General features: G+C 44.8%; 19 protein-coding genes. 17 read left to right on the top strand and 2 right to left on the bottom strand.

Annotation, left to right across the window (positions count from 1 at the left end):
• The first annotated feature begins 15 nt into the window (after positions 1-15).
• The 10 genes from HU824_RS00655 (at position 16) to HU824_RS00610 (ending at position 15254) form a co-directional block, all read left to right on the top strand.
• Positions 16-1605, top strand: a complete 1590-nt coding sequence (locus HU824_RS00655) for a RagB/SusD family nutrient uptake outer membrane protein (protein ID WP_136009115.1) — start codon at positions 16-18, stop codon at positions 1603-1605.
• A 16-nt stretch (positions 1606-1621) separates the two neighbouring features.
• On the top strand, positions 1622-2446 hold the full coding sequence (locus HU824_RS00650; protein ID WP_136009082.1) for an endonuclease/exonuclease/phosphatase family protein: 825 nt from the start codon (positions 1622-1624) through the stop codon (positions 2444-2446).
• Positions 2447-2458: 12 nt separating this feature from the next.
• Positions 2459-3268 (top strand): hypothetical protein, encoded by an 810-nt coding sequence (locus tag HU824_RS00645; protein WP_136009081.1) that lies wholly within the window; start codon positions 2459-2461, stop codon positions 3266-3268.
• A 134-nt stretch (positions 3269-3402) separates the two neighbouring features.
• Positions 3403-6336 carry a GH92 family glycosyl hydrolase gene (locus HU824_RS00640; RefSeq protein WP_176467746.1) on the top strand — a complete coding sequence of 978 codons (2934 nt, stop codon included), beginning with the start codon at positions 3403-3405 and terminating at the stop codon, positions 6334-6336.
• A gap of 15 nt (positions 6337-6351) precedes the next feature.
• The gene (locus tag HU824_RS00635; protein WP_136009079.1) at positions 6352-7218 is read left to right on the top strand and encodes an endonuclease/exonuclease/phosphatase family protein; all 867 of its coding nucleotides are present in this window, start codon (positions 6352-6354) and stop codon (positions 7216-7218) included.
• 26 nt (positions 7219-7244) lie between these two features.
• Positions 7245-8387 carry an alkaline phosphatase gene (locus tag HU824_RS00630; protein ID WP_136009078.1) on the top strand — a complete coding sequence of 381 codons (1143 nt, stop codon included), beginning with the start codon at positions 7245-7247 and terminating at the stop codon, positions 8385-8387.
• Between the two features lie 17 nt (positions 8388-8404).
• Positions 8405-10009 carry a trehalase family glycosidase gene (locus HU824_RS00625; protein ID WP_136009077.1) on the top strand — a complete coding sequence of 535 codons (1605 nt, stop codon included), beginning with the start codon at positions 8405-8407 and terminating at the stop codon, positions 10007-10009.
• Positions 10010-10023: 14 nt separating this feature from the next.
• The gene (locus HU824_RS00620; protein ID WP_176467745.1) at positions 10024-11475 is read left to right on the top strand and encodes a glycoside hydrolase family 125 protein; all 1452 of its coding nucleotides are present in this window, start codon (positions 10024-10026) and stop codon (positions 11473-11475) included.
• Positions 11472-13793, top strand: coding sequence for a glycoside hydrolase family 20 protein (locus HU824_RS00615; protein ID WP_176467744.1), 2322 nt, complete (start codon positions 11472-11474; stop codon positions 13791-13793). The genes HU824_RS00620 and HU824_RS00615 overlap by 4 nt, the downstream gene beginning before the upstream one ends.
• 12 nt (positions 13794-13805) lie before the next feature.
• On the top strand, positions 13806-15254 hold the full coding sequence (locus HU824_RS00610; RefSeq protein ID WP_176467743.1) for a PA14 domain-containing protein: 1449 nt from the start codon (positions 13806-13808) through the stop codon (positions 15252-15254).
• 1 nt (position 15255) lies between these two features.
• Here HU824_RS00610 and HU824_RS00605 read toward each other — a convergent pair whose 3' ends face one another.
• Together HU824_RS00605 and HU824_RS00600 are read right to left on the bottom strand one after the other, a co-directional pair.
• Positions 15256-16428: a DNA-binding transcriptional regulator gene (locus HU824_RS00605; protein ID WP_136009073.1), complete on the bottom strand. Its 1173-nt coding sequence runs from the start codon at positions 16426-16428 to the stop codon at positions 15256-15258.
• Between the two features lie 67 nt (positions 16429-16495).
• Positions 16496-16930, bottom strand: a complete 435-nt coding sequence (locus tag HU824_RS00600) for a thioesterase family protein (RefSeq protein WP_136009072.1) — start codon at positions 16928-16930, stop codon at positions 16496-16498.
• A gap of 475 nt (positions 16931-17405) precedes the next feature.
• On the opposite strand from HU824_RS00600, the gene HU824_RS00595 reads away from it, so the two are divergent.
• The 7 genes from HU824_RS00595 to HU824_RS00565 all read left to right on the top strand — a co-directional run bounded on the left by HU824_RS00595 (position 17406) and on the right by HU824_RS00565 (position 26055).
• Positions 17406-18329 carry a YihY/virulence factor BrkB family protein gene (locus HU824_RS00595; RefSeq protein ID WP_136009071.1) on the top strand — a complete coding sequence of 308 codons (924 nt, stop codon included), beginning with the start codon at positions 17406-17408 and terminating at the stop codon, positions 18327-18329.
• Positions 18330-18467: 138 nt separating this feature from the next.
• Positions 18468-19031: an L-threonylcarbamoyladenylate synthase gene (locus tag HU824_RS00590; RefSeq protein WP_176467742.1), complete on the top strand. Its 564-nt coding sequence runs from the start codon at positions 18468-18470 to the stop codon at positions 19029-19031.
• Between the two features lie 8 nt (positions 19032-19039).
• Positions 19040-20830 carry a chloride channel protein gene (locus HU824_RS00585; RefSeq protein WP_136009069.1) on the top strand — a complete coding sequence of 597 codons (1791 nt, stop codon included), beginning with the start codon at positions 19040-19042 and terminating at the stop codon, positions 20828-20830.
• A 134-nt stretch (positions 20831-20964) separates the two neighbouring features.
• Positions 20965-21936 carry a methionyl-tRNA formyltransferase gene (gene fmt, locus HU824_RS00580; protein WP_176467741.1) on the top strand — a complete coding sequence of 324 codons (972 nt, stop codon included), beginning with the start codon at positions 20965-20967 and terminating at the stop codon, positions 21934-21936.
• 265 nt (positions 21937-22201) lie between these two features.
• Positions 22202-22852 carry a ribulose-phosphate 3-epimerase gene (rpe, locus tag HU824_RS00575; RefSeq protein ID WP_176467740.1) on the top strand — a complete coding sequence of 217 codons (651 nt, stop codon included), beginning with the start codon at positions 22202-22204 and terminating at the stop codon, positions 22850-22852.
• A gap of 58 nt (positions 22853-22910) precedes the next feature.
• Positions 22911-24947, top strand: a complete 2037-nt coding sequence (locus HU824_RS00570) for a ComEC/Rec2 family competence protein (protein ID WP_176467768.1) — start codon at positions 22911-22913, stop codon at positions 24945-24947.
• 70 nt (positions 24948-25017) lie between these two features.
• On the top strand, positions 25018-26055 hold the full coding sequence (locus HU824_RS00565) for a bifunctional oligoribonuclease/PAP phosphatase NrnA (RefSeq protein WP_176467739.1): 1038 nt from the start codon (positions 25018-25020) through the stop codon (positions 26053-26055).
• The last annotated feature ends 87 nt before the right edge of the window (positions 26056-26142 follow it).

The following is a 26142-nucleotide window of genomic DNA, read 5'->3' as shown; positions in this document are numbered from 1 at the left end:
AACAACAGGAATATGATGAAAAAATATAAAGGTATAGCATTGTCTTGCCTCTTGGCATTTTCTACTGTAAGTTGCAGTGACTTCTTGGAATTCGACCCTTATGGATTGGAGGGCAGTACCAACTTTTGGAAAACGGAAGAAGACGTACAAAAAGCATTGAATGCTTTTCATGAATTTACTTATAATGAGGGCGTGACCGGACGTGGGTTCATGTGGCTTGAGAATTGTAGTGACAATATGGTGACTGGACGTAGCCAAGGAGAAGCGCAATCCATCAAGAATTTTCAGATGACTCCGGATAACGGTCGCGATCAAAAGGACACATGGCCTGCCATGTTCCAGCTTAATGCCAAAGCTAATGATGTGTTGCGTAATGTACCTGATATGTCTGTTTCTCAGGAGGTAAAAAATAATGCGATTGGTCAGGGCTATTTTTATCGTGGATTTGCTTATTTGTGGATTTGTCCGTTCTATGGTGACAATGGTCCCAACGGTGGTCTGCCTATTATTACGGAAAAAACACCGAGCGCTGAGATGGATAGTCCGCGTCCAGCATCGGTATTGGAAAATTACGACCAAATTATAAACGATATGCGTAAGGCTGGTGAATTGTTACCTTATCTCTCTGAATTGAAGAGTGAGGATTACGGCCGTCCGCATAAGGCTGCCGCATGGGCGTTTGCTGCACGCGCAGCTTTGTATGCAGCTCAATACGATGCTAAATATTACAATACTGTTATCGAGTTCTGTGACAAAGTCATTAATTTGTCTGGTAGTGACAAACGTGATTTGTTCCCTGATTTTACCAAACTTTTCCGTGAGGAAAATAATTTCTGTTCTGAATATCTTTTCTCTCTGCTTGGTAATGCTACTGAAGGCCCGAAATTTCATGGAATGTCTTTCCAAAATGGCGGGTGGGGACTCTATAATACCTGGGGATATTTCCAACCTACTTTGGAACTTTGGAAAGCCTATGAGAATGGTGACATGAGACGCGAAGCTACTATCCTTTATCCGGGCAATCACATCCAGTTTGTGGGGCAGGATGTAACTTGGGCGGTAGGTCGTTGGGGTACAACGAGTGATTCCGGTCTGACTTGGAGCAAGTTTATGTCTCCTTGGGAAGATGCTGATTGTATTGGTAAGAAGGTAAATACCAATGGAAATAATGCAAGTAATGTATTGGGTACTGTATTGATACGTTTTGCCGATGTGCTGTTGATGAAGGCAGAGGCACTGATTTGGAGCAAGGGCGAAGGTGATGCGGAAGCCGTAAAATTGCTGAATAAAATTCGTAAACGCGCTGGCTTGCCGGAAGATAGTAAGGCTACCAAAGCTCAGTTGAAAAATGAACGTCGTTGTGAATTGGCATTTGAATTCCAGCCTAGTCGTCACATTGACTTGGTGAGATGGGGAGATGCACAAGAAGTGTATGCTAAGCCGCTTCATGGGGTAAAAACCACTACTCATGCTGATGGTACGTATACCGTTGAAGAGGTGGAGATATGGCCGGCACGTACTTTTAACCCCAAAGTAAATCATGTGTTCCCTATTCCTGCAAAGGAAGTGGCAAGTAGCAAAAACTTGAAGCAAAATATCTATTAATTAATAAACTCATAATATGAAAACATATATTTGTCCTTATATCGTGTTGGCATTCCTTGCCGTATTGTTAGGAGGAAGTTTCTCTAATGCCAATGCACAGAACACTCGCTTGAAAGTCATTACTTTCAATGTTAAATCTTTCGAGATGGTGGATATGAGTAACCAAGTGCTTTTTGACGTTACTCCGTTTGCTGATTTCCTGAGAGATGAAAATGCTGATTTTATCATTCTGAACGAAATGGAGAATAGAAGCTCACGTCAGCAAAGAGATGGAAAATACAGAGATGTGGTGCAGGAATTGGCTGAAAAGTTAGGCATGTTCGGTATTTTTGGATACGCTTATAATTTAGGTAATAAAACAGGCGATAATCCGGAGGAGAATTATACTTATTGTATGAACGAATTATATGGTAATGCCATTCTAAGTAAGTATCCTATTCTGAGTTCTCAAGCCATGCAATTACCTCGGCCGACAGGATCTGCAGACCAACGTGGAGTATTGGTTACAGAAGTGGTAATGCCTACAGGAGAAATGATAAGAGTGGTAGCCACCCATTTGGATCATATTGGGGGACAAGACGAACAAGCACAATTGTTGATTTCTGATAAAGTAATCAATGACAATGTGCCTACTATCTTGGCTGGTGACATGAATTCGAGTCCTTCCAGTTCTGCTATGGAAACAGTGAAAACTAAGTTTGATATTATTTCAAATACTTGGGTTGATTATATTTTTGCTTCTAAGGGCGATTGGAAAAAAATTAGTGAATATGTGAAACAATCTGGCAACTTATCTGACCATAATGCGATGATTTCAGAGATTGAATTAATAAAAAAATAAAGTTATCGGAATATGAAAAAGTATTTGTTATATACTATTGTAGTGTTGGGGATTGGTTCTATGCTTACTACCTCATGTCTTGAGGAAAATTTAGGTGTTGGTAATATCAAACAGGAAATGCAAGGTGGTGAAGGATGGAACAAAAATAAAACCATTGAAATTTATTACCTTACTAATTTGTCTGATGCAGTCATGGGAGCTGTTCCGGGGGTTATTGATTATTTCAATGGTTTGGGTAACGCTTGTTCTTTAGGGGTAATAGACCGTGTGGATGTATTGGGCAACAATAATATTGCTACCGAAATTGCTTTCAAGACATCACGTTTCTCCAGTTATGCGTTGAATAAAGTGTATATGAATGGAACAGATATAGCTACACAAGGTTCACTTTTGTTGTTCAATCATAAGATTAATTCAGAAGAAGGTTTTAAGATTACGAATGATTGCTATATTAAGTATATCAATGTAATGACTAAGACTACTACCGAAAATCCGATTGATATTCTCGTGCCTTTCAGTACAGTACGTTTCAGTAACAAAGAGCAGATTGCAGCTGCTTCTACAGCGTTTACCACATTGAATGATAATCAGCATGCTTTTATTATGGTTGGAACTGTAAAAAAAGATTTGGTGGAAGATTTGAAGAATGTGGCAGAAGGATTGGAAGGTTGTGCTTTCACAGAAGTGGCAAAGAATCCGGCTGCTGATTATGTTGTTTTTATGATGGGTAGAAAGTCTTGGGTATTACGTGAAACAACGGATGCTTTGGTAAGTGGCGACTTAAATGCTTATCGATTGTCGATAGAAGCCGGTGTAGAATAATAAATAAAACAGACCTCATTGCCATTGGTCTAATCTGCAAGGGTTGGTGTGCGTGGCATATCGGCTCTTGCAGAATTTTTTTATATTTGCGGACAAAAAGAGTAAAAACAAAGAGATAATTAAAATCTGCCTTGATGAAACTGAAAAAACTGTTATATGCAACTTTGGCATGTATGATGTGCGGGGGATGCACTTCCGACAAACAATTATTGCCGGTGGATTATGTAAATCCGCTGATTGGTACTGGTTTTCATGGGCATACCTATCCGGGAGCGACAGTGCCTTTTGGGGCAGTGCAACTAAGTCCTGATACGCGTGCCGGAAATTGGGATGCTTGTGCTGGCTATCATTATGATGATACTACATTGAAGGGATTTTCGCATACCCACCTCAGCGGTACGGGCTGTATCGACTTGGGGGATGTCTTGTTCCGTCCCACTACACAGCAACTGGATTTATCGGCTGAAACAATTTGCCAACCTGCTACTTTCAGTCATAAAGAGGAAGAGGCATCCGCAGGATATTATTCCGTAATCCTGAAGGAAGAAGGCATAAAAGCAGAGTTGACAGCTACAGCGCATGTCGGTGTGCACCGCTATACGTTTCCGGTAGGAAAGGAAGCATCTGTCATCATAGACTTGGCACACTTGCTTGATAACGAACATATCTATGAGGCTACACTGAAGCAAACAACAGACCATGAAGTTGCCGGTATGCGTAGAACAAGAGGATGGACAGATAATCAGTATGTTTATTTTGTAGCACAATTCTCAAAACCTTTCAAGAGTGTAGACTTTATACAGGATAGAAAAATAGTGCCGGCAGATGCCGGACTGACCGGTACCGATTTGCAGGCTGTGGTTACATTTGCCGGTGATGACAATGAACCGGTGGTAGCTAAGATAGGATTGTCTGTGGTGAGCGAAGAAAATGCCCGTAAAAATCTGGAAACAGAGGTGAAGGGGTTTGATTTCGATGCCGTGCGTACTGCTGCCCGTTCCGCTTGGGAACAAGCCCTCTCTGCCATTACGGTAGAAGGCGGCAATACGGATGATTTGCGGAATTTTTATACAGCTTTGTATCATGCGATGGTGGTGCCGAATGTGGTGAGTGATGTCAATGGTGAGTATCGCCGACACGATATGACCATAGGGCGGATGCCGGAAGGCAGGAAACACTATTCCACTTTCTCCTTATGGGATACTTTCCGGGCATGGAACCCGTTGATGACACTGGTGAATGCCGAACTGGTGAATGACATGATTAACTCCTACCTTGATATTTATGATGCTTCGGGCGAACTTCCCATCTGGCCCCTTTCGGCCGGGGAGACGGGAACGATGATTGGCTATCATGCCGTTTCAGCCATTGCGGATGCTTATATGAAAGGCATTCGTGGATTTGATGCCGAAAAGGCATTGGCTGCTATGATAGTTTCTGCTGAAAAGAACGAAAAAGGAGCAGATTACTATGTGCGGAACGGCTTTATTCCTTCAAATATCAAAAGAGAGTCAGTTTCTTGCTTGTTGGAATTTGCATATGATGATTGGTGCATAGCTCGTATGGCAAAAGAAATGGGAAAAGAAGATATTTATGAAACATTTATTGCACGTTCGCAGAATTATGTGAATGTGTTTGACGGAGCTACCAAGTTCTTCCGTCCCAGACGAATGGATGGCAACTGGGAAACGCCGTTCAGACCGTTGGCGGTGGGACGCGCTTACACGGAGGCTACCGCTTGGCAATACCGTTTCTTTGTGCCGCACGATGTAAACGGTATGATGCAACTGTTTGGCGGCAAAGAGGAGTTTGTTGTGGCACTCGACTCTATATTTTCTTCGGACTTGAAATTGGAGGGAGAACTTTCGGACATCACAGGTTTGATAGGTCAGTATGTACATGGCAATGAGCCCAGTCATCACATTACTTATTTGTATGACTACGTTGGGCAGCCTTGGAAGACTCAGGAGATGACACGTCGGTTGCTTCGTGAAATGTATGCGCCGACTCCCGAAGGTATCATCGGTAACGAAGATTGCGGACAGATGTCTGCCTGGTATATCCTTTCAAGTTTGGGATTCTATTCCGTATGTCCCGGTAGTAATGAGTTTGCATTGACCACTCCGCTGTTTGAAAAAGCGGTGATGAAACTGACAAACGGAAAGACACTGTCCGTGCTTGCCAATAATCCGCAGAAGAATGTTTATATCAGCAAAGTAGAGCTGAATGGAAAACTGATAGAAGGTAACTTTATCACCTACAATCAATTGATGGAAGGAGGGGAACTTCGCTTTACGCTGACTGACAAACCCGATATGACACGAGGAGTTTCGGAAGAGTCGGCGCCTTATTCTTATACGAAGGAAAAAGTGGTGTCTATACCTTATGTAGACAGAGACTTGAATCTGTTTATGGATAAGGTTACGGTAGCATTGGCTACGGCAACTGCAGGAGCAGAAATCAGATATACACTGGATGGAAGCGAACCGACAGAGCTGTCTTTGCTCTATGAGAAGCCGTTGGAGCTGGATAGGACAATGCCTGTTAAAGCAAAAGCGTTTAAGGAGGGATTCCGTTCAAGCAATACACTCTCTATCGTGGCTACCAAGGCAGAGATGAAACCGGCGCTTGCCGTGCATCCCGTGCAGAATGGTACTTCTTATAAATATTTTGAAGGCACGTATCGGAAAGTGGCGGATATAGAAAGGACTCCTATGGTGGATGCCGGAATCATGCCGGAACCTTCCATCAAGGAGGCTAAACAAGAAGACCATTTCGGATATATCTTCTCCGGTTTAATAGAAGTGCCTGAAGATGGAATCTATACTTTCATGACCCGTTCGGACGATGGCAGTGTATTGTATATCGGTGATGAGGTGGTGGTGAATAATGATGGTTCTCATGCTGCTATTCCAGCTACTGGGGCTGTTGCCTTGCAGAAGGGATTTCATACTTATAAACTGTATTACTTTGAAGATTATGAAGGGGAGGAACTGAGTTGGGCATGGAAACTTCCTTCGGCGCAAGATTTGTCGCCGATTCCTGCTTCTGTATTGTATGTGAAATAATAAATTACGATTACCATGAAAAAAATAGCTTTATTACTTTTCCCTATTTTGCTTGCATCGTGTGGGCAGGGGAACCAGACGGCAACTGCCGTGCTGGAACCTATGAATGTGATGTCTTTCAATATACGTTACGACAATCCGGAAGACAGTCTGAACAACTGGCAGTACCGTAAAGACCGTGCAGCCAATGCCATCCGTTTTTATGATGCGGATATTGTAGGTACGCAAGAAGTACTACACAATCAGTTGCAGGATTTGCAGCAACGTCTTCCGGAATATGGGGTGATAGGCGTAGGGCGCGAAGACGGTAAGGAAAAAGGAGAATATAGTGCACTTTGGTATAAGAAGGAACGCTTCGAGGTACTTGATTCCGGTACATTCTGGTTGAGCGAGACACCTGAGGTGCCCGGTTCCAAAGGCTGGGATGGCGCCTGTGAACGTGTGGCTTCGTGGGCGAAACTGAAAGATAAGATTTCGGGCAAAGAGTGCTTGGCATTGAATACACATCTGGATCATGTAGGTGTTGTGGCACGTCGTGAGGGAATCAGCCTTATTTTGGATAAGGTGAAAGAACTGGGCAACGGGATGCCGGTGGTTGTTACCGGGGATTTTAACTCTACACCAGAGTCGGATGTCATCAACCATATCACTAATCCGGAAGGTCCGGAGCATCTGACAGATGCACGTACGGTATCGCCCGTGGTTTATGGACCGGCATGGAGTTTCCATGATTTCGGTAGTATTCCCTACGAACATCGTCCGCTGATAGATTATGTGTTTGTGGGCAACGGAGTGAAGGTTTTGAAGTATGGAGTGTTGGCCGAGACGGAAAATGAAGCTTTCTTGTCGGATCATGCACCGGTACTGGTGACAGTGGAATAAGTGGAATAAGAAAAAGAAAGATTGCAATGAAAAGAATAGCAAAGATTAGTATATGGGTACTTTTGGCAACTGTACTGTTGCCTGTCAGTACATCGGCACAAAGCCGTCGTGACAAAGAACAGACTTATGTGTTGGAACAACCGTATGAGGTGACTCGAATAGTATCTCCGCAGGGGAAAAAGATAAAAAATGTTGTCCTGATGATTGGCGATGGTATGAGTCTAATGCATGTATATTCAGCATGGACAGCCAATCGGGGAAAACTTTTTCTGGATAATTGCCAGACAGTGGGATTGTCGAAGACCTACTGTGCCAATAAATTGATTACTGATTCCGGGGCTGGTGGAACGGCTATTGCTACCGGGCAGAAAACCAACTATCACTATGTAGGGGTAGACCCGGAAGGACGTCCTTTGCAGTCTTTAGTCGACTTGGCTTCCGCTAAAGGTAAGTCGACCGGACTTGCAGTGACCTGCCGTCTTTGGGATGCCACTCCTGCTGACTTTTGCTGTCACAACAAAGATCGGGATGCAGAGGAAGATGTGGTGACAGGATATGTGGATTGCAAAGCTGATTATGTGTTTGGTGGAGGTGCACAATTCTTCGAGAACCGCAAAGACGGACGCAACTTGTTTGAAGAATTGCGTGAAAAAGGATTCCAGACACCCCGTACATGGGATGAACTGGCTGCTATCGGGAGCGGAAAGGTATTTGCAGTGCCCTATCCGAAAGATACGCCTCTTCCGGCAGAGCGGGGTGACTTGCTGGCACGTGCATCCTTGAAAGGTATCGAATTACTGAACCAGAACAAGAAAGGATTCTTTATGATGATAGAAGGTTCGCAGCTGGATGATTACGGACACTTCAATGACTTGGATTTGCTGATGCAGGAAACGCACGATTTCGATAGGACTATCGGTGCTATCTATGAATGGGCAGCCAAGGATGGGGAAACGTTGGTAGTGGTGACTGCCGACCACGAAACCGGCGGACTTACGCTGGTGGACGGTGACTTGAAACAAGGTAAGATTGTATGCAAGTTTTCTACCGGTAGCCATAGTGGTGTGATGGTGCCTGTATATGCTTTTGGACCCGGAGCGGAGGAATTTACCGGAATTTACGAGAATACGGCTATTTTCGACAAAATAAAGAAATTGCTAAAATTATAATCAAATAACTATTTCCCATGTTGAAACATATTTTACTGCTAGGTTTGTTGTCTCTTTCGGCCGGTTCGTTGCTGAGAGCTCAGAGTTGTGGCAATGACGAGAAGTATCATTTGCCTTATAAGAATACGTATGTCAAAGAACCTTTGGTTACGGAGAACGAATATCGCGTGGCCAAACCGGAAACCATTGAGCCGAAAAGTTTCGAGGAAGCCCGGCAGATTCTTCCTAGTCCCATTTGGAACGGACATGACAAGGAACTTGAAATGTATTGGAAGGCATGGGAAATAGCTATTGGTAATATTCGGGCTCCTCAGGCGGGCTCGGGTTTTGTATCAAGCTATTTGGATACAGCTTATAATGGTAATATCTTTATGTGGGATTCCTCTTTCATTCTGATGTTTGCCCGTTATGGCACCCGTTTTTTCCCTTTCCAGAATACGCTGAACAACTTTTACGCCAAGCAGCATCCCGACGGTTTCATTTGCCGTGAGATAAAGGCAGATGGTGCCGATTGCTTCGAACGCTATGACCCGGTGAGTACCGGACCGAATTTGATGCCTTGGTGTGAGATGGTCTATTTTCATCAGTTTGGTGATACGGAACGCCTGCACAAGATATTTCCGGTACTTTGTGCTTATTATAAATGGTTGAAGTTGAACCATACTTGGCGAAATGGAACCTATTGGTCAAGCGGATGGGGAACTGGCATGGATAACATGCCCCGTGTTTTGTCGGAATACAGCCCTATCTATAGTCACGGACACATGATTTGGCTGGATACAAACTTGCAACAATTGTTTACGGCTAATTTGCTGCTTGAGATGGGATTCTATCTGGAGCGTTGGCAAGAAATAGAAGAGTTTGAAGACGAAGCTAAAATGCTGGGAAAATATATCCATGACAATCTTTGGGATGAAAAAACCGGTTTCCTTTATGACCAGTATGCTGATGGTACGCTCTGTACAACTAAGGGAATAGGTGCCTATTGGGCTCTGTTTACTGATGTATTGGATGCTGTACAATTAGACCGCATGGTGAAAGAATTGGATAATTCTGCTACATTCAACCGGAAGTACCGTATTCCTTCTTTGTCTGCCGATAATCCCAAGTATAAGGAGAATGGCCGTTATTGGCAGGGTGGCGTATGGCCGGGAACCAATTACATGGTGATGCAGGGTCTTGTACAGAAAGGTTACGGTAAACTGGCACGGGAGATTTGTTTGAATCATTATGCCCAAGTATTTGAGGTCTATAAGAAAACTGGAACTTTTTGGGAATATTACGCTCCGGAAAGTGCTGAGCCGGGATTTATGGCAAGGGATAATTTTGTGGGTTGGGCAGGACTTCCTCCTATTGCCGAATTGATAGAGTTTATTATCGGTATTCGGGGAGATTATGCCAAAAAGCAGATTGTCTGGGATATGAATTTGACGGAGACTAATGGTATAGAACGCTATCCTTTTGGTCCCGAAGGGCTTATCTCCTTAAAAGCTGAGGCACGCCGTTCGGCAAGTGATGAGCCTCGTATTACAGTAGATTCTAACATCGATTTTGAACTGTGTGTACTCTATGGTGGAAAAGAGAAAAAGATACATGTGACATCCGGTAAGCATACCTATTAAAGAAGACATCGATTATGAAAAACAATATGTCAAGACGCCAATTTCTGAAGACTGGCGGACTTGCTTTGGCTGCTATGACTTTTCAGCCCGCTTCAGTATTATCTTCATCAGTGACTTTGAACCAGAGATATGTTTCTTTACGTCCTGCTGTAGGCAAAAGGTGCTTTGTTTCGAAGGCGGTGGATGCCGCCATTGAAGAAGCGAAGCCTAAAATAAAGGACGAAAAATTGCGCTGGATGTTCGAGAACTGTTTTCCCAATACGCTTGATACTACCGTCAGATATAGAGTGAAGAATGGCAGACCGGATACTTTCGTCATTACGGGAGATATAGATGCCATGTGGCTGCGCGACTCTTCTGCACAAGTTTGGCCCTATCTGCCGTTGATGAAGAAAGATAAGGGATTGCAGCGGATGGTGGCAGGACTTGTCAACAGACAGACTGAATGTATCTTGATAGACCCATATGCCAATGCCTTTAACGACGGACCGTTAGGCAGCTATTGGGAAACCGACCATACACAACATATGGTGAAGGAATTGCATGAACGCAAATGGGAGATAGATTCTTTGTGCTATCCCATTCGTTTGGCCTATCATTATTGGCAATACACGGAAGACACGTCTGTGTTCGATGAAAATTGGCATAAAGCTATGCTGTTGGTGGTTAATACCTTTAAAGAGCAACAGAGGAAACAAGGCTTGGGGCCTTATAGCTTTACGCGCGATTGCGACCGCCCTACAGATTCGCAGATTAACAACGGATGGGGAGCACCGGTAAAGCCGGTCGGCTTAATCGTTTCTTCTTTCCGTCCGTCAGATGATGCTACACAATACGGTTTTCTGATTCCTTCTAATATGTTTGCGGTTGTGTCATTGCGCCAATTGGCTGAGATAGAGGATAAAGTTTATGGAAACAAGGACTTCTCTGGCAAATGTATAGCACTGGCAGATGAAGTGGATGCAGCTATCCGCAGGTATGGTACTTTCAATCATCCGGTTTGTGGACGTATTTATGCTTTTGAGGTCGACGGTTTTGGTAACGCGCTTTGTATGGACGATGCCAATGTACCCAGTTTGCTGGCTGCGCCTTATCTGGGTTATTGTTCTTTTAAAGATGCGATTTATCAGAATACCCGTAAAATGATATGGAGCGGCAATAATCCTTATTTCTTTAAAGGAAAAGCCGGTGAAGGGGTAGGAGGTCCTCATGTGGGATTGAATTATATCTGGCCGATGAGCATCATTATGAAGGCTTTTACAACGGATGATTCCGAAGAAATACGTGCTTGTCTGAAGCAACTTCGTGATACGGACGGAGGGACGGGCTTTATGCATGAATCTTTCCATTCGGAGGATGCCGCGGACTTTACTCGTTCCTGGTTTGCTTGGACAAATACTTTGTTCGGTGAACTGATACTGAAAACAATCAAGGAATATCCCAACTTATTATCCCAAATACTATGAAGATAAGATATTGGTTACTGGCTATGTCATTCATTTTTCTCTCTTGTGGGAGAGGGGCTGATGATGTAGCGGCAAACTATGGTATTATACCCATGCCGAATGAACTTGCTCCAATGCAGGGAGTGTATGTCCTGCAAGGGGAAAAAACAGTGGCTGTCCCTTTCGGGGAAGCCGCGATGAAAGTTTTTCATTATTTGGAGAATGCGTTGAAAAACACTTCTGTAACGTTGAAGGGTATTTCGGAAACGGGAAAGGCCGATATTTGCTTATCTATAGATAATTCCTTGCCCGATGAGGCCTATACATTGGAGGTTTCTTCCGATAGGATAAATATATCTTCCAATGAAACTGCCGCAGGATTTTTTTATGGTGTCCAGTCTTTGCTGCAGCTCATGCCGGCAGCCATTTATGATGGTGACCGGAAATGCGAGGAAAAGATTAGGATTCCTGCTGTCAGCATTACGGATGCTCCCCGTTTCCCTCATCGTGGGGCTATGATGGATGTAGGACGTAATTTTCTGCCAAAAGAGGAAGTGCTGAAGTTTCTTGATTTGATGGCATTCTATAAATTGAATAAATTCCATTTTCATCTGACGGATGACCAAGGATGGAGAATAGAAATAAAGAAATACCCGAAACTGACTGAAATAGGTTCTTACCGTAAACATACTCAGGTAGGACACTCTGATTATTATTTTCCACGGCGTTACGATGGAAAAGAAAAGAGGGGTTATTATACGCAGGAAGAAATAAAGGAAATTGTGAAGTATGCATCCGACCGTTTCATTACGGTCATTCCCGAAATTGAAATGCCGGGACATGCATCCGCTGCACTGGCTTCCTATCCGGAACTTTCTTGCGGACTGGGAAAGACTTATGTGGTGCGTGATTATTTTGATGTTTTTGATGAGGTTTATTGTCCCAAAGAGCATACATTTGAATTCCTGGAAGATGTACTGACAGAGGTTATGGAACTCTTCCCCAGCCATTATATCCACATAGGTGGGGATGAGTGCCCCAAGAAAGCGTGGAAGAAGTGTACCCATTGCCAGCATTTGATGAAGCGGGAAGGTCTGCCCAACGAAGAAGCTCTGCAAAGTTGGTTTATCCATCGGATTGAGCAATTTGTGAACAGTAAAGGGCGTGACATCATCGGGTGGGATGAGATTCTGGAAGGAGGGCTTGCCCCTAATGCTACCGTCATGTCATGGCGTGGCGAGAAAGGAGGTATCGAAGCGGCTCGCCAACGGCATAAAGTCATTATGACACCCGGCAAAAAGTGTTATTTGGATTACTACCAGGAAAGTCCGGAATTCGCTCCGTTGGCTATCGGCGGTTTCCTTCCATTGGATACGGTGTACAATTATAATCCGCTTCCTGCTGAACTGACTCCGGAAGAACAAGCTTATATAATAGGTGTACAAGCCAATATCTGGGGAGAGTACATACAGACTCCCGAGTATTTTGAATATATGGCTTTCCCCCGTTTGCTGGCTATGTCAGAAGTGCAATGGACACTGCCGGAACATAAGGACTTCGAGTCGTTTGCCTGTAGGCTGGATAAGGAGTTTGAACGATTGGATTATTGCGGAGTGAATGCCTGCCGCAACTTCTATGAAGTCAATCAGACAGGTGCGTGGAACAAGTCGCGGCAGACTTATGAGGTGACTTTGAACACCTTCTGTCCGGATGCCGATATTTACTATGCGGTAAATGATTCAACGGTCAACACTTCATCTTCTCTTTATGAGACTCCGATACCGTTGGACGAGGATGCAACTATTTATTCGGCAGTTTACAGAAGCGGTAAGCCGCTAGGGAAAGTGACTCGCAAGAGTTTTGCTGTAAACAAGGCAACCGGATGTGACTATACTTGTAATCCTGAAGCAGGATGGGAACACTTGAATAAAGGCTTTGGGCTGACTGATGGACGACGTGGCTATGCCCGTGATATGCGTCGCTGGATAAGCTTTTGCCAGGATAGTGTGCAGATTGTAGTGGAACTGAAGAAACCTCAGAAAGTCAAGGAAGTTGCCTTTTCTTCTTTATGGAGACCGGTAAATGAGATATGGCCGGCAAGAGCGATGAGTGTTTCTGTCTCAATGGATGGTCAGACTTTTATTCCGGTGGGCACTAAACAGCTGACCTATGATTTTACTTTGACGGAAGGCACCCGTTTCCCGGCATCTCTTTCATTTGCCGAGACGGAAGCTGCATTTGTCCGCTTGGAATTATTGAGTGGTGGCTTGTGCCCGAAAGGATATTTTCATGAAGGGTTGCAGAGTGAGTTGGCAATGGATGAAATAGAAATATATTAATCTCAAGAAATTATGAAGAAAATAGTTGTTCTTTTAGTTGTACTGTTGGGTTGCATACCGGTGACGGTTTTTGCGCAAAAGCAATTCTTTTTCAAAGATGGCAAGTTTGTGGTAGCCCAGTTCACGGATTTGCATTGGACACCGGGTTCTGCAAAGTGTGCCGAGACTACAGCTACTATCCGTGCTGTCTTGGCGGCTGAACATCCGGACATTGCCATACTGAGTGGTGATGTGGTGACCGATGACCCGGCTATCAAGGGATGGGAAAGTGTTGTGGATATTTTTAATGAGGCAAAGGTTCCCTTTGTGGTAACTATGGGAAATCATGATGCCGAATATTTGACGCGTGATGATATCTATGATTTTCTCCTAAAGTCTCCATACTATGTAGGTACGAAAGGTCCGGAGGATATCATGGGATGTGGTAATTGTGTCATTCCGGTTTATAGTTCGGAAAAGAGGAATCGGGTAGAGGCATTGCTCTATTGTATGGACTCTAATGATTATCAACCTGATAAAATCTACGGTGCTTATGATTGGATTCATTTTAATCAAGTAGAATGGTATAGAAAGCAAAGTAAACACTTTGCAGAGAAGAATGGGGGTAATCCTGTTCCTGCTTTGGCCTTTTTCCATATTCCGCTGATTGAATACAATGAAATCAGGGGTGACGGGAAAACTTATGGAAATGACAAAGAAGGTGGAGTTGCCTCTGCTAATATCAATTCCGGTATGTTTGCTTCCTTCCTTGACATGAAGGATGTAATGGGAGTATTTGTAGGACACGACCATGATAACGATTTTATAGGGATAGATAAAGGTATTGCATTGGGATACGGACGGGTGACTGGTGCGGATGCGTATGGCGATTTGAAACGGGGGGCGCGTATTATCGAGCTGTACGAAGAGCAGTTCAAATTTGATACGTGGATTTCTACTCCTTCGGGAAGGGAGGCTGCCTACTATTATCCTTCCGGCTTGAATTCAGATGAGGAGCAGAGCATGACCTATCTGCAGGCAGTGAAAGCCTCTCCCAAGAAGCAGGGTGTGGCATATGCCTATTATGAAGGCAAATGTAAGCGTGTTGCCGATATTGCCGCCTGCAATAAAGTGAAGGAAGGGGTGATGAAGAACTTCTCGATTGGGGAAGCAACCGTCTCGGATCATTTTGCTTATGATTTCCGTACGTTGGTGAAAATTCCTGAAAGGGGAGTTTACCGATTCTATACTTTTTCCGATGATGGGTCTAAATTATACATAAATGGTAAATTGATTGTTGATAACGACGGCGGCCACAGCGGACGCCGTGCCGAAGGGAAAGTCGCTCTCGAAGCAGGGTACCACGAGTTGCATCTGCTGTATTTCGAAGATTACATGGGCCAGGAATTGGAAGTCGGGTATTCGGGACGGAATGTTCTGGAAACCGTGTTACCTGATACCATGTTGTTTGTACCGGATTAAATCAGCGCTGGTAACTCTTTGTGTGGTACTCTTTCCGATATTCATTTGGAGAGACTTTCTTCAAAGCTTTGAATTGGCGGGACAAGTTTTTCAGGTTATTGATTCCGACTTGTTCCGCCACATCTGCAATCGGAGCATCACTGGCCAGTAGCAATTGGGCAAAGCGTTCCATCCTAAGATTGAAGATATATTTGTGGATGGACTGCTGGGTGACTTGTTTGAAACGAATCTCCAATAAACGACGTGATAATGGTACTTGCTTCACTATATCCGATACAGTGATATCAGCAGCTATATTCTGATGGATATATTTCAGGGCTGTCTGGATATGGGCATCGGTGGTGGAATAGAAGTCTGTCGAAAGCCTGTTGATGATATTGACTGGTTGGATTACTACATCCTGATAGGTAGCCTTTTCATCATTCAATAGCTGTTCTATGAGGGCAGCAGCCTCAAATCCGCCTCTTACAATGTTTTGGCTGATACTGGATAGGGGAGGATCTGAAAGATTGCATATAATCTCATCATTGTCGACGCCCAATATTGCTATCTTGTCGGGTACTCTGATATTGTTGACTTTACAGATTTCCGTAATGCGGTTGCCTTGATTGTCATCGCAGGCCATGAGTGCTGTAGGTTGTGGCAATGACTTTAACCAACTGAGCAGGGGCGGGGCTTCATAAAACCATAAGTCGTCAAGGGATTGGTCCTGATAGGCGTAGAAGTTATTGCCAAACCCTTGGGCAGCTATACATTCGTAAAAACCTTCACAACGTTCTTGCGACCATACCGTATCGCGATAACCATAGAATGCAAAGTTCTGAAAGCCTTTACTCAGAAAAAACTCTGCTGCTATTCTGCCGGTCTTGCGGTAATCGCCGGTGATGTTTGGAATATTGCTGAACCTTGATTTATAATCTTGGGCCAACGCGATAATTCCGTTTTCACGGAATAGCTCTACATTGTCAGCGTTGTCAAATCTGCCGATAATTGCATCTGCATGCCATGTCTTTGCCCATTTCAAGACTCCTTCTATGCCATGATTATTTTTGTAGGAGGGTGGCATACGGCATACTACCCATGGCTCATGGCTTTTGGAATAGGCCAATACTCCCTTTAGCAGATTGTACGAAAAGGACTCTGTAAAATCGGTCAATAATATCAATCGAATCATAGCAGTAGAGTAAATGTAACTGATTGTTACTTATACAATTGTTGGCTTAATTGACAAATATAGGATTTTATTTCTTTTTTTTCAAATCTTTCCCCTCATATTTGCAGATTGCTTCAATCCATTCTTCTTCCAGTGGCTTGGATTCGTGTTTGGAGAGGTCGAAGGCTACCATGATGGAAGTACAAACGCATTTTACTTCTAAGGTTTCCGTATCGATGACACGCTGTGCCAGATGGAAACTCTTGGTTCCTATTTCAGTAACGGCAGTTTGCACGGCAATATGGTCCGAACCATAAATCTGCGCAAGGAAATTTGCTTCAATATGGACGACAACGATACCATCCTTTTCCCAATCTACATCCGGGCATACGGAAGCGAAATATTCCGTTTTTCCTAAATCATAAAAAGAGAAGTAAACAGTGTTGTTTACATGGCCGAATTTGTCGACGTCATTGAAGCGTAGTTGTATGGGCAGGGTGTGGTTAAATTGAATTTCTTCCATTGTTTTCTATTAAAATTTGTTTATAATCGCTGCAAAAATATTATTTGATTTATGTGTTGGAAATCAAGTGTCTAAATGCGAAAAATCCCTTCTCGTACTTATAGGACACCACAAAGGTAGTAATTCTTTTGTTACCAAAGACATTTGGCCTTGCCATTTAATTGGGCAGGGTATCTATAATGTTTAATGTGATGATGTATGCTGTTTTTTCTTACTAAACTATAATTTGCATTGATAGTGGAAACCATCCCGTTATTTACTTTGTTCACTTATTCATCAATGTTAAATTAAAAAGTTATGGTAAATGGAGTAATTTGTATATCTGGATGTTGTGTTGAATCATTATCATTTTTCCGGGACTGGACTTGATGATGTTCGAAAGCGAAGTGGTACATTCAGATTTTTTAATTTCGAATGATGAAGCGGGAAGTAAAACGATGTGTTTAGGGAAATAGCATACAGTGGTAAAAATAATATGGCGAAACAATCGATAGGCAAGAAAAAATTAAGCTTGTCCTTATTAATAAAGATTATAAAGGATACCGGACAAGGTTTTATTGACGATAGTGTCACCAGGTTAAGCGGATCGTTGGCTTACGCGACACTATTTTCAATCATCCCTTTTCTTTCTCTTTTAGTTACTATTGGGGTAGCTTTGCATATAGATTTGGCTGATCAGTTGTATATGCAGTTGAAACCGATAGTAGGAGCAGAGGTAGTTGGTGAACTTCGTTTGATTATAGAAAATGCAGAAAGAACGGACTCTTCCACACCAGCGGCTATTGTTAGTTTGGGAATTTCCATATTTGGTGCTACTACCATTTTTGCAGAGATACAAAGTTCCTTAAATACGATTTGGGGAATAAAGGCCGTGCCCAAAAAGGGCTGGCTGAAATATATCCAGAATCGGCTACTTTCATTCTCGATAATTTTGGTATTTGCTTTCGTGCTTCTGGTTACATTTAGTATTACCAATATTATTGGAGATTTGAGTAATAAGTTTATGGCCAGCTATCCGGATGTCGCAGAGGTTATTGTGAAAGCTGTGGGATTAGTGTTAAATATAGGTGTTACGGTTATTATTTTTGTATTGATTTTCAAAGCTCTTCCTGATGCGAAAATAAAAAGTAAGGATGTTTTTATTGGAGCTGTAGTGACAACTATATTATTGTTGGTAGGGCAATGGGGAATATCTTTCTATATCGGGATTGCGAATGTAGGGACTATTTATGGTGCAGCGGCATTCATGATTGTTTTTATTACATGGATTTATTATTCTGCTATTATAGTCTATGCAGGTGCGGAGTTTACTAAAGCATGGGCCAATGAAATGGGGAGCAAAATTTTTCCGGATGAATATGCTGTAGCAACGAAAGTGGTTGAAATACGTGAAACTTGACAACTGGATGGTCTTATTTGGCATTCTGATCAATAATAGTGGTAATTAATATATAGCCATTTGAGAATATCCAAGACAAAATTTTTCACTTTCAAACAAATATGCTACTTTTGCGCATTAATCCTTATATATCAGGAAATGATAGAAGACATTAAAAAAGCCTGCCAAGTGATGAGCGAAGGCGGGGTAATTCTGTATCCGACAGATACGATTTGGGGCATAGGTTGTGACGCTACCAATGAAGAAGCGGTGCGCCGTGTATATGAAATCAAGCAACGCTCTGACAGTAAGGCAATGCTGGTATTGGTAGATTCCCCGGTAAAGGTGGATTTCTATGTGCAGGATGTTCCGGAAGTTGCCTGGGATTTGATAGAACTGGCCGACAAGCCTCTTACCATTATTTATTCCGGAGCCCGTAATCTGGCTCCTAATCTGCTTGCCGAAGATGGCAGTGTAGGTATCCGCGTTACCAGTGAGGTGTTTTCAAAGCGGCTTTGCCAGCAGTTCCGCAAAGCGATAGTCTCTACTTCTGCCAATGTCAGCGGGCAACCGTCGCCCGGCAACTTCGGGGAGATAAGTGAAGAAATCAAATCAGCAGTGGATTATATAGTAGGATATCGTCAGGAGGAAACGGTGCGCCCGAAACCGTCCGGCATCATCAAGTTGGGCAAGGGCGGAGTCATCAGAATTATTCGCGAATAAAGAGGAAAATGGCAGAGGACAAGAGAAGTTTGTTGCAGCGCTTTATCCTATGGCGCGAAAAGAATATCAAGGAGAAGAGGTTCATACTGATTCTCAGTTTTCTTGTAGGTATCTTTACAGCATTTGCCGCACTGATACTGAAAGTCATCATACACTGGATACAGAACTTCCTGACGGACAATTTCAATGCGACGGAGGCCAACTACCTTTATCTGGTCTATCCGGTAGTAGGTATCTTCCTGACCGGGTTGTTTGTTCGCTATGTGGTGAAGGACGACATCAGTCATGGAGTCACCAGAATCCTATACGCCATCTCGCGGCGGCAGGGGCGTATCAAACGACATAACACTTGGTCGTCCATCATAGCCAGTTCCATTACCATCGGTTTCGGTGGTTCGGTCGGGGCGGAGGCGCCTATTGTGTTGACGGGTTCGGCTATCGGTTCTAACCTGGGAAATATATTCAAGATGGAACACCGCACGCTGATGCTGTTGGTGGGATGTGGTGCTGCCGGTGCGGTTGCCGGCATCTTCAAGGCGCCGATTGCCGGTCTGGTATTTACGCTGGAGGTGCTGATGATAGATTTGACAATGTCCTCCTTGTTGCCGTTGCTGATATCTGCGGTGACGGCTGCGACTGTTTCCTATATCGTGACGGGCACGGACGCTATGTTTAAATTTCATCTGGACCAAGCTTTCGAGCTGGAACGTATTCCGTATGTTATTATGCTGGGCATCTTCTGCGGATTGGTTTCCCTTTATTTCACCCGGGCCATGAACTCTGTGGAAGGCGTGTTCGGAAGGTTGAGAACTCCCTATAAGAAGCTGATAATGGGCGGTGCCATGCTGAGTATCCTGATATTCCTTTTCCCTCCGTTGTATGGCGAAGGTTACGATACGATAGAATTGTTGCTGAATGGGATGAGCAATGCCGAATGGGATACGGTGATGAACAATTCCTTCTTCTACGGGCACGGCAATCTGTTGCTGATATACCTCATACTGATTATTCTGTTCAAGGTTTTTGCTTCGAGTGCCACGAATGGCGGTGGCGGTTGCGGCGGTATTTTCGCGCCTTCATTGTATCTGGGGTGTATTGCCGGTTTTGTCTTTTCACATTTCAGCAATGAAATAGAGATGACGGCTTATCTACCCGAGAAGAACTTTGCCTTGATGGGAATGGCGGGGGTCATGAGTGGGGTCATGCACGCTCCGCTGACCGGCGTGTTCCTCATAGCCGAACTTACGGGAGGATACGACTTGTTCCTGCCACTGATGATTGTTTCCGTCAGTTCCTATCTTACCATCATCATGTTCGAGCCTCATAGTATCTACTCCATGCGTTTGGCAAAGAAAGGAGAACTGCTGACGCACCATAAGGACAAGGCTGTCCTTACCTTGATGAAAATGGAGAATGTGGTGGAAAAGGACTTTGTGACCGTGCGTCCCGAAATGGATTTGGGCGAACTGGTCAAGGCCATTTCCGCCTCGCATCGCAATATCTTTCCCGTGACGGACAAGGAGGGGGTGTTGATAGGCGTTGTCTTACTGGACGATATCCGGAACATTATGTTCCGTCAGGAGTTGTACCATCGTTTTACGGTAGGCAAATTCATGACTTCGGCTCCGGCACGCTTGTACAATACGGACAGCATGGAACAGGTGATGCGTACTTTTGATGACACGAAAGCATGGAATCTGCCGGTGGTGGATGCGGAAAACAAATACCTGGGCTTCGTGTCCAAGTCGAAGATATTCAACTCGTACCGTGAAGTATTGGTGCATTTTTCAGAAGATTGAGGACATTTACAATTTACCATTTGCAATGTACACGCCATTCCGAACGGCAAATTGTACATTGTAAATGGTAAATTGTAGATTGCAAATGAGCTGCCTCGCAAATTGTACATTGTAAATGGTAAATTGTAAATGAAATGGTGGAAAAGAAAGATTTGAGGATTGTATATATGGGTACTCCCGATTTTGCGGTGGAGGCTCTTCGTTGTCTGGTAGAAGGAGGTTACAATGTGGTGGGTGTCATTACGATGCCCGACAAGCCTGCCGGACGGGGGCATAAGCTCCAGTTCTCTCCGGTGAAGCAGTATGCGCTGGAGAACAATCTTCCGCTTCTTCAGCCGGAGAAGCTGAAGGATGAGGCTTTTGTGGAGGCGTTGCGTGCATGGAAGGCCGATTTGCAGATAGTCGTTGCCTTCCGCATGTTGCCGGAGGTGGTATGGAACATGCCGCGATTGGGCACCTTCAACCTGCATGCTTCCCTGCTGCCGCAGTATCGTGGCGCTGCTCCCATCAACTGGGCGGTAATCAATGGTGATACGGAAACGGGCATCACCACTTTCTTCCTGAAACATGAGATTGACACCGGTGAGGTTATTCAGCAGGTGCGGGTACCCATTGCCGATACGGACGATGTGGGTATCGTCCACGATAAACTGATGCTGTTGGGCGGTCGCCTGGTGGTAGAGACCGTTGATGCCATTCTTGCCGGTACGGTGAAAAGTATTCCTCAAGAAGAAATGGCCGTAGTGGGTGAACTGCGTCCGGCACCGAAAATATTCAAAGACACTTGTCGTATTGACTGGAACCTCCCTGTGAAGCGTATTTATGATTTTGTACGCGGTCTTTCTCCCTATCCTGCTGCTTGGACGGAGCTGCTCCAACCCGGTGGAGAATCTGTTGTGGTAAAAATCTTCGAGACGGAAAAGATCGGGGAATCCCATCAACTGGTTCCCGGAACCTTGCGGACAGACGGGAAGACCTATATCCGCGTGGCTGCCGAAGATGGCTTTGTCGGCATCCGTTCCCTTCAGCTTCCGGGCAAGAAGAGACTGAAAACGGATGAACTGCTGCGCGGCTTCCGGTTGACAGAAGAATGCGTGATGAAGTAACTGGTTGTAATTCAATAGCTTTTTACTGCAAAACTGCTGCACTCGTTTTGCAGCGTCACTGCAAACAGCTTTGCAGTGTTGCTGCAACTGGTATGCAGTGTGACTGCAACTGCTTTGCAGTACTACTGCAACACGTTTGCAGTGACGCTGCAAAAGGTATGCAGTGAGTTTGCAGCGAGAGTTTTGGCTTTCAATGTTAGGCCGATTTAAATCTTTTCCGTATATTTGTACATGACAAAGTTCGTAAACTTTAGAATATAACATTATGAAACCAATCATATCCCCTTCCATTCTCTCTGCCGATTTCGGTTATCTGGCACGAGACATTGAAATGATTAACCAAAGTGAGGCGGAATGGGTACATATCGACATCATGGACGGTGTGTTTGTCCCTAATATTTCTTTTGGATTCCCGGTACTGAAGCATGTGGCGAAACTGTCGCAGAAACCCTTGGACGTACATCTGATGATTGTACAGCCGGAGAAGTTTATTCCGGAGGTAAAGGCTCTGGGAGCACACGTCATGAATGTGCACTACGAGGCTTGTCCGCATCTGCACCGTGTGGTGCAGCAAATCCGTGAAGCGGGGATGCAGCCGGCGGTAACGATTAATCCGGCAACTCCCGTGTCCTTGCTGAAGGATATTATCAATGACGTGTATATGGTGCTGATAATGAGTGTGAATCCGGGATTTGGCGGACAAAAGTTCATAGAGCATTCTCTTGACAAAGTACGCGAGTTGCGCGAATTGATCACGGTTACCGGTTCGCAGGCCTTGATAGAAGTGGACGGTGGCGTAAACTTGGAAACCGGTGCGCGTCTGGTAGAGGCTGGAGCAGATGTACTGGTGGCAGGCAATGCCGTTTTCTCGGCTCCCGACCCGAAAGAGGCTATCCGTGCATTAAGGAACCTGTAATCCGTCTTCTGGATTGATAATTGACAGCTGGCAACGGTATCCTTTCCTTCGACTGTTGATGCCGTTGGTAGTTGGTATTTTGTGCGGGGATGCGTTTCCGCACATGTTCTCTGCGTGGGAATATGTGGCAGGCTTTCTGCTTTTTATCTTTATTATAGGTAGATATAAGCATACCGGATGGGTGTATGGAGCGGCGATATACCTTTTCTTGGGTAGTACGGGGTTCTGCTTGATGAGTTGGCAGCAGGGAAAGACGGTATTTCCCTTTTCGGGCAAAACTGCTGTTTATAGGGTTTCTATCCGCGAGCATCCGGAAGAGAGGGAACGCAGCATATTGTGCAGGGTTGCCCTGTTGGGAGAGGTAGAGCAGGATACTGCCACGGATTGTCTCCGGAATCATCTTTTTCTGGCTTATCTGCCTAAAGATTCTGCTACGGCCACTTTGCGCCGTGGTGATGAGTTGCTGATATCCGCCCGGCTTGCTCCTCCGGCGAACAATGGTAATCCCGACGAGTTTGACTATGCCCGCCACCTGAGGCGGAAAGGTTATAGCGGCACGACCTACGTGGCTGGCGGACATTGGCGGAAGACGGGGCATGATGCTTCCCGCACTGTCAGCCAGGTGGCACTGGATTATAGGGAGAAAGTGGTTGGCTTATACCGGAGCTTGGGTTTTGAAGCAGATGAGTTGGCGGTGATTTCTGCGTTGACGGTAGGTGATAAAGAAGAACTGAGCGATGACATTGTGGAGACCTACTCCGTCTCGGGAGCCAGCCATGTACTGGCGCTTTCGGGATTGCATGTAGGGTTTCTGTATGCTTTGCTCTTGTTTGTGCTTCGTCCCTTGTGGAGGCGATGGCAGCGGTTGAAACCTTTGTTGCTTTTGTGTCTTGTCCTTTTCCTGGCGAGTTTTGCTTTTTTCACGGGACTGTCCTCTTCGGTGGTGCGGTCGGTCGTCATGTTCTCTTTGTTGGCGTTTGCCGGTTTGCAGCCGGAAAAGCCGCTGACGCTGAACACGGTGGCGGCAACTGCTTTTCTGATGCTGCTGTGTAAGCCGGTCTGGTTGTTTGATGTCGGTTTTCAGCTGTCATTCTCAGCGGTTGTGGCTATTGTACTTGTACAACCTAAGTTATATGCCCTTTGGAAGGTTGACAATCGTTTCCTGCGGTATTTGTGGGGGCTTATGACGGTGTCTGTGGCGGCTCAGCTGGGTACGGCTCCTTTGGTCATTTTCTATTTTTCCCGTTTTTCCACTCATTTCCTGCTGACTAATCTTTGGGTCATTCCCATGGTGTCGCTCGTTCTGTATTCGGCGGTATTTCTGTTGATGCTTACGCCGCTGCCTTTGGTGCAACATCTGTTTGCAAGGATAGTAGAGGCATTGGTACATGTCCAGAATGAAGTGCTCCGCTGTATAGAGCATCTTCCCGGCGCTGCTGTCGATGGCATCTGGCTGGATATATGGGGTGTTCTGCTCGTCTATCTGTTCTTGGGGACGGCATATTATGGCTTTCTACGTTTTACGGTGCGTAACGTCTGTTTTTCGTTGCTGGCGTTGTTGGCAGTGGCCTCCTGGAATTCTTTCTCCATGATGTCCAATGCTCCCCGGCAGGGGATTGCTTTTTATAGCGTGAGAGGCTGTCCCGTTGTTCATTGCATGTCGGATAACCGTCGTTCTTGGTTGGCATGTACCGACAGCTTGCCGGATATGTCGCACCTCTGCCGTGCCCTTTCTCCGCATTGGAACCGCCTGCATCTGGAGGCTCCCCGACTGATTGCCGGAGATTATACCACTCCCGGCTTGTCTATGCGCAACCAGATTGTCTCTTATGCCGGTAAGCGTATCTGCCTGCTTTCCGATGATCGTTGGCGGAATAAGAAGTCTTCCCGTCTCCTTTCGGTTGATTATCTGTATGTCTCCAAAGGCTATCAAGGCGGGGTAGAGGAACTTACTTCGCTCTTTTCCATAGGAATGGTGGTGATTGACGCTTCTCTTTCAGACTATTATCAGAATAAGATTGCCAATGATTGCGTCCGCCTGGGTATCGCTTATCTCCTTCTTTCTCAAAAAGGTTCTTACTGTATATTGTTATAAATCATAAACTTTTCGTACTTTTGCCCCTTCAATTTGTTGTAGATGTAAAACGAATAGTAAATAAAGATATATGTTGACTAAAGTAATAGAACAATCCAAGATAGATCATTTTACCAAATGGTTTGACCGTGCGGACAAGATAGTAATCGTTTCACATGTGAGTCCCGACGGGGATGCCATCGGTTCTTCTCTGGGCCTGTGGCATTTTTTCAGTTCGCAAGGAAAGACAGCGAATGTCATTGTGCCGAACGCTTTCCCCGACTTCTTGAAATGGATGCCCGGGAGCAAGGACGTCCTTTTGTACGACCGCTACAAGGAGTTTGCCGACAAGCTGATTGCTGAAGCAGACGTGATTTGCTGTCTGGACTTTAATGCCATCCACCGTATAGATGCCATGGGTGACGCCGTTCTTGCATCTCCGGCAAGAAAAATATTGATAGACCATCATCTCCATCCGGAGGATTTCTGCAGGATTGTCATTTCCCACCCGGAGATATCTTCCACTTCGGAACTGGTTTTCCGTCTGATTTGCCGTATGGGCTATTTCAGTGACATTTCAAGGGAAGGAGCAGAGTGCATCTATACGGGTATGATGACGGATACCGGCGGGTTTACCTACAACTCCAACAACCGTGAGATCTATTTCATTATCAGCGAGCTGTTGTCGAAAGGTATCGACAAGGACGAGATTTACCGCAGGGTGTTCAATACTTATTCAGAAAGCCGTCTGCGCCTGATGGGATATGTCTTGTCGCAAATGAAGGTCTATCCGGACTATCATGCAGCCTTAATCTCTTTGACTAAAGCCGAACAAAGCCGGTTCGACTATATACGGGGAGATAGTGAAGGCTTTGTGAACATTCCTTTAAGCATCAAAGGGGTGATTTTCTCCTGCTTCCTGCGTGAAGACACGGAGAAGCCGATGATAAAGATTTCCTTACGTTCGGTCGGCACTTTTCCCTGTAACCGGCTGGCTGCCGAATTCTTTGGCGGCGGCGGCCATCTGAATGCTTCCGGCGGCGAATTTTACGGAACGATGGATGAGGCCCGCAAGGTCTTTGAGCAGGCTTTGGAGAAATACAGGCCGTTGCTTTTGGGGAAAGGGTAAAAAAGTTCCGGTAAGAAAGGGAAAACTGAAATATTTCATATATTTGCCATTAGTTCGTAAAAACTGAAACAAATAAAGAATCTGATT

It is taken from the genome of Bacteroides sp. L10-4 (assembly GCF_013373675.1).
Classification (GTDB): Bacteria; Bacteroidota; Bacteroidia; order Bacteroidales; family Bacteroidaceae; genus Bacteroides; species Bacteroides muris.
Note: the sequence above shows the minus strand (reverse complement) of the source record. Positions and strands in the feature narration are given on the sequence as shown.

What these genes read in the sequence shown, in the direction of transcription:
- HU824_RS00655 (WP_136009115.1), top strand. Translation starts at nt 16, where the DNA reads ATGAAAAAATATAAAGGTATAGCATTGTCTTGCCTCTTGGCATTTTCT.
- HU824_RS00650 (WP_136009082.1), top strand. Translation starts at nt 1,622, where the DNA reads ATGAAAACATATATTTGTCCTTATATCGTGTTGGCATTCCTTGCCGTA.
- HU824_RS00645 (WP_136009081.1), top strand. Translation starts at nt 2,459, where the DNA reads ATGAAAAAGTATTTGTTATATACTATTGTAGTGTTGGGGATTGGTTCT.
- HU824_RS00640 (WP_176467746.1), top strand. Translation starts at nt 3,403, where the DNA reads ATGAAACTGAAAAAACTGTTATATGCAACTTTGGCATGTATGATGTGC.
- HU824_RS00635 (WP_136009079.1), top strand. Translation starts at nt 6,352, where the DNA reads ATGAAAAAAATAGCTTTATTACTTTTCCCTATTTTGCTTGCATCGTGT.
- HU824_RS00630 (WP_136009078.1), top strand. Translation starts at nt 7,245, where the DNA reads ATGAAAAGAATAGCAAAGATTAGTATATGGGTACTTTTGGCAACTGTA.
- HU824_RS00625 (WP_136009077.1), top strand. Translation starts at nt 8,405, where the DNA reads ATGTTGAAACATATTTTACTGCTAGGTTTGTTGTCTCTTTCGGCCGGT.
- HU824_RS00620 (WP_176467745.1), top strand. Translation starts at nt 10,024, where the DNA reads ATGAAAAACAATATGTCAAGACGCCAATTTCTGAAGACTGGCGGACTT.
- HU824_RS00615 (WP_176467744.1), top strand. Translation starts at nt 11,472, where the DNA reads ATGAAGATAAGATATTGGTTACTGGCTATGTCATTCATTTTTCTCTCT.
- HU824_RS00610 (WP_176467743.1), top strand. Translation starts at nt 13,806, where the DNA reads ATGAAGAAAATAGTTGTTCTTTTAGTTGTACTGTTGGGTTGCATACCG.
- HU824_RS00605 (WP_136009073.1), bottom strand. Translation starts at nt 16,428, where the DNA reads ATGATTCGATTGATATTATTGACCGATTTTACAGAGTCCTTTTCGTAC.
- HU824_RS00600 (WP_136009072.1), bottom strand. Translation starts at nt 16,930, where the DNA reads ATGGAAGAAATTCAATTTAACCACACCCTGCCCATACAACTACGCTTC.
- HU824_RS00595 (WP_136009071.1), top strand. Translation starts at nt 17,406, where the DNA reads ATGGCGAAACAATCGATAGGCAAGAAAAAATTAAGCTTGTCCTTATTA.
- HU824_RS00590 (WP_176467742.1), top strand. Translation starts at nt 18,468, where the DNA reads ATGATAGAAGACATTAAAAAAGCCTGCCAAGTGATGAGCGAAGGCGGG.
- HU824_RS00585 (WP_136009069.1), top strand. Translation starts at nt 19,040, where the DNA reads ATGGCAGAGGACAAGAGAAGTTTGTTGCAGCGCTTTATCCTATGGCGC.
- fmt (WP_176467741.1), top strand. Translation starts at nt 20,965, where the DNA reads ATGGTGGAAAAGAAAGATTTGAGGATTGTATATATGGGTACTCCCGAT.
- rpe (WP_176467740.1), top strand. Translation starts at nt 22,202, where the DNA reads ATGAAACCAATCATATCCCCTTCCATTCTCTCTGCCGATTTCGGTTAT.
- HU824_RS00570 (WP_176467768.1), top strand. Translation starts at nt 22,911, where the DNA reads ATGCCGTTGGTAGTTGGTATTTTGTGCGGGGATGCGTTTCCGCACATG.
- HU824_RS00565 (WP_176467739.1), top strand. Translation starts at nt 25,018, where the DNA reads ATGTTGACTAAAGTAATAGAACAATCCAAGATAGATCATTTTACCAAA.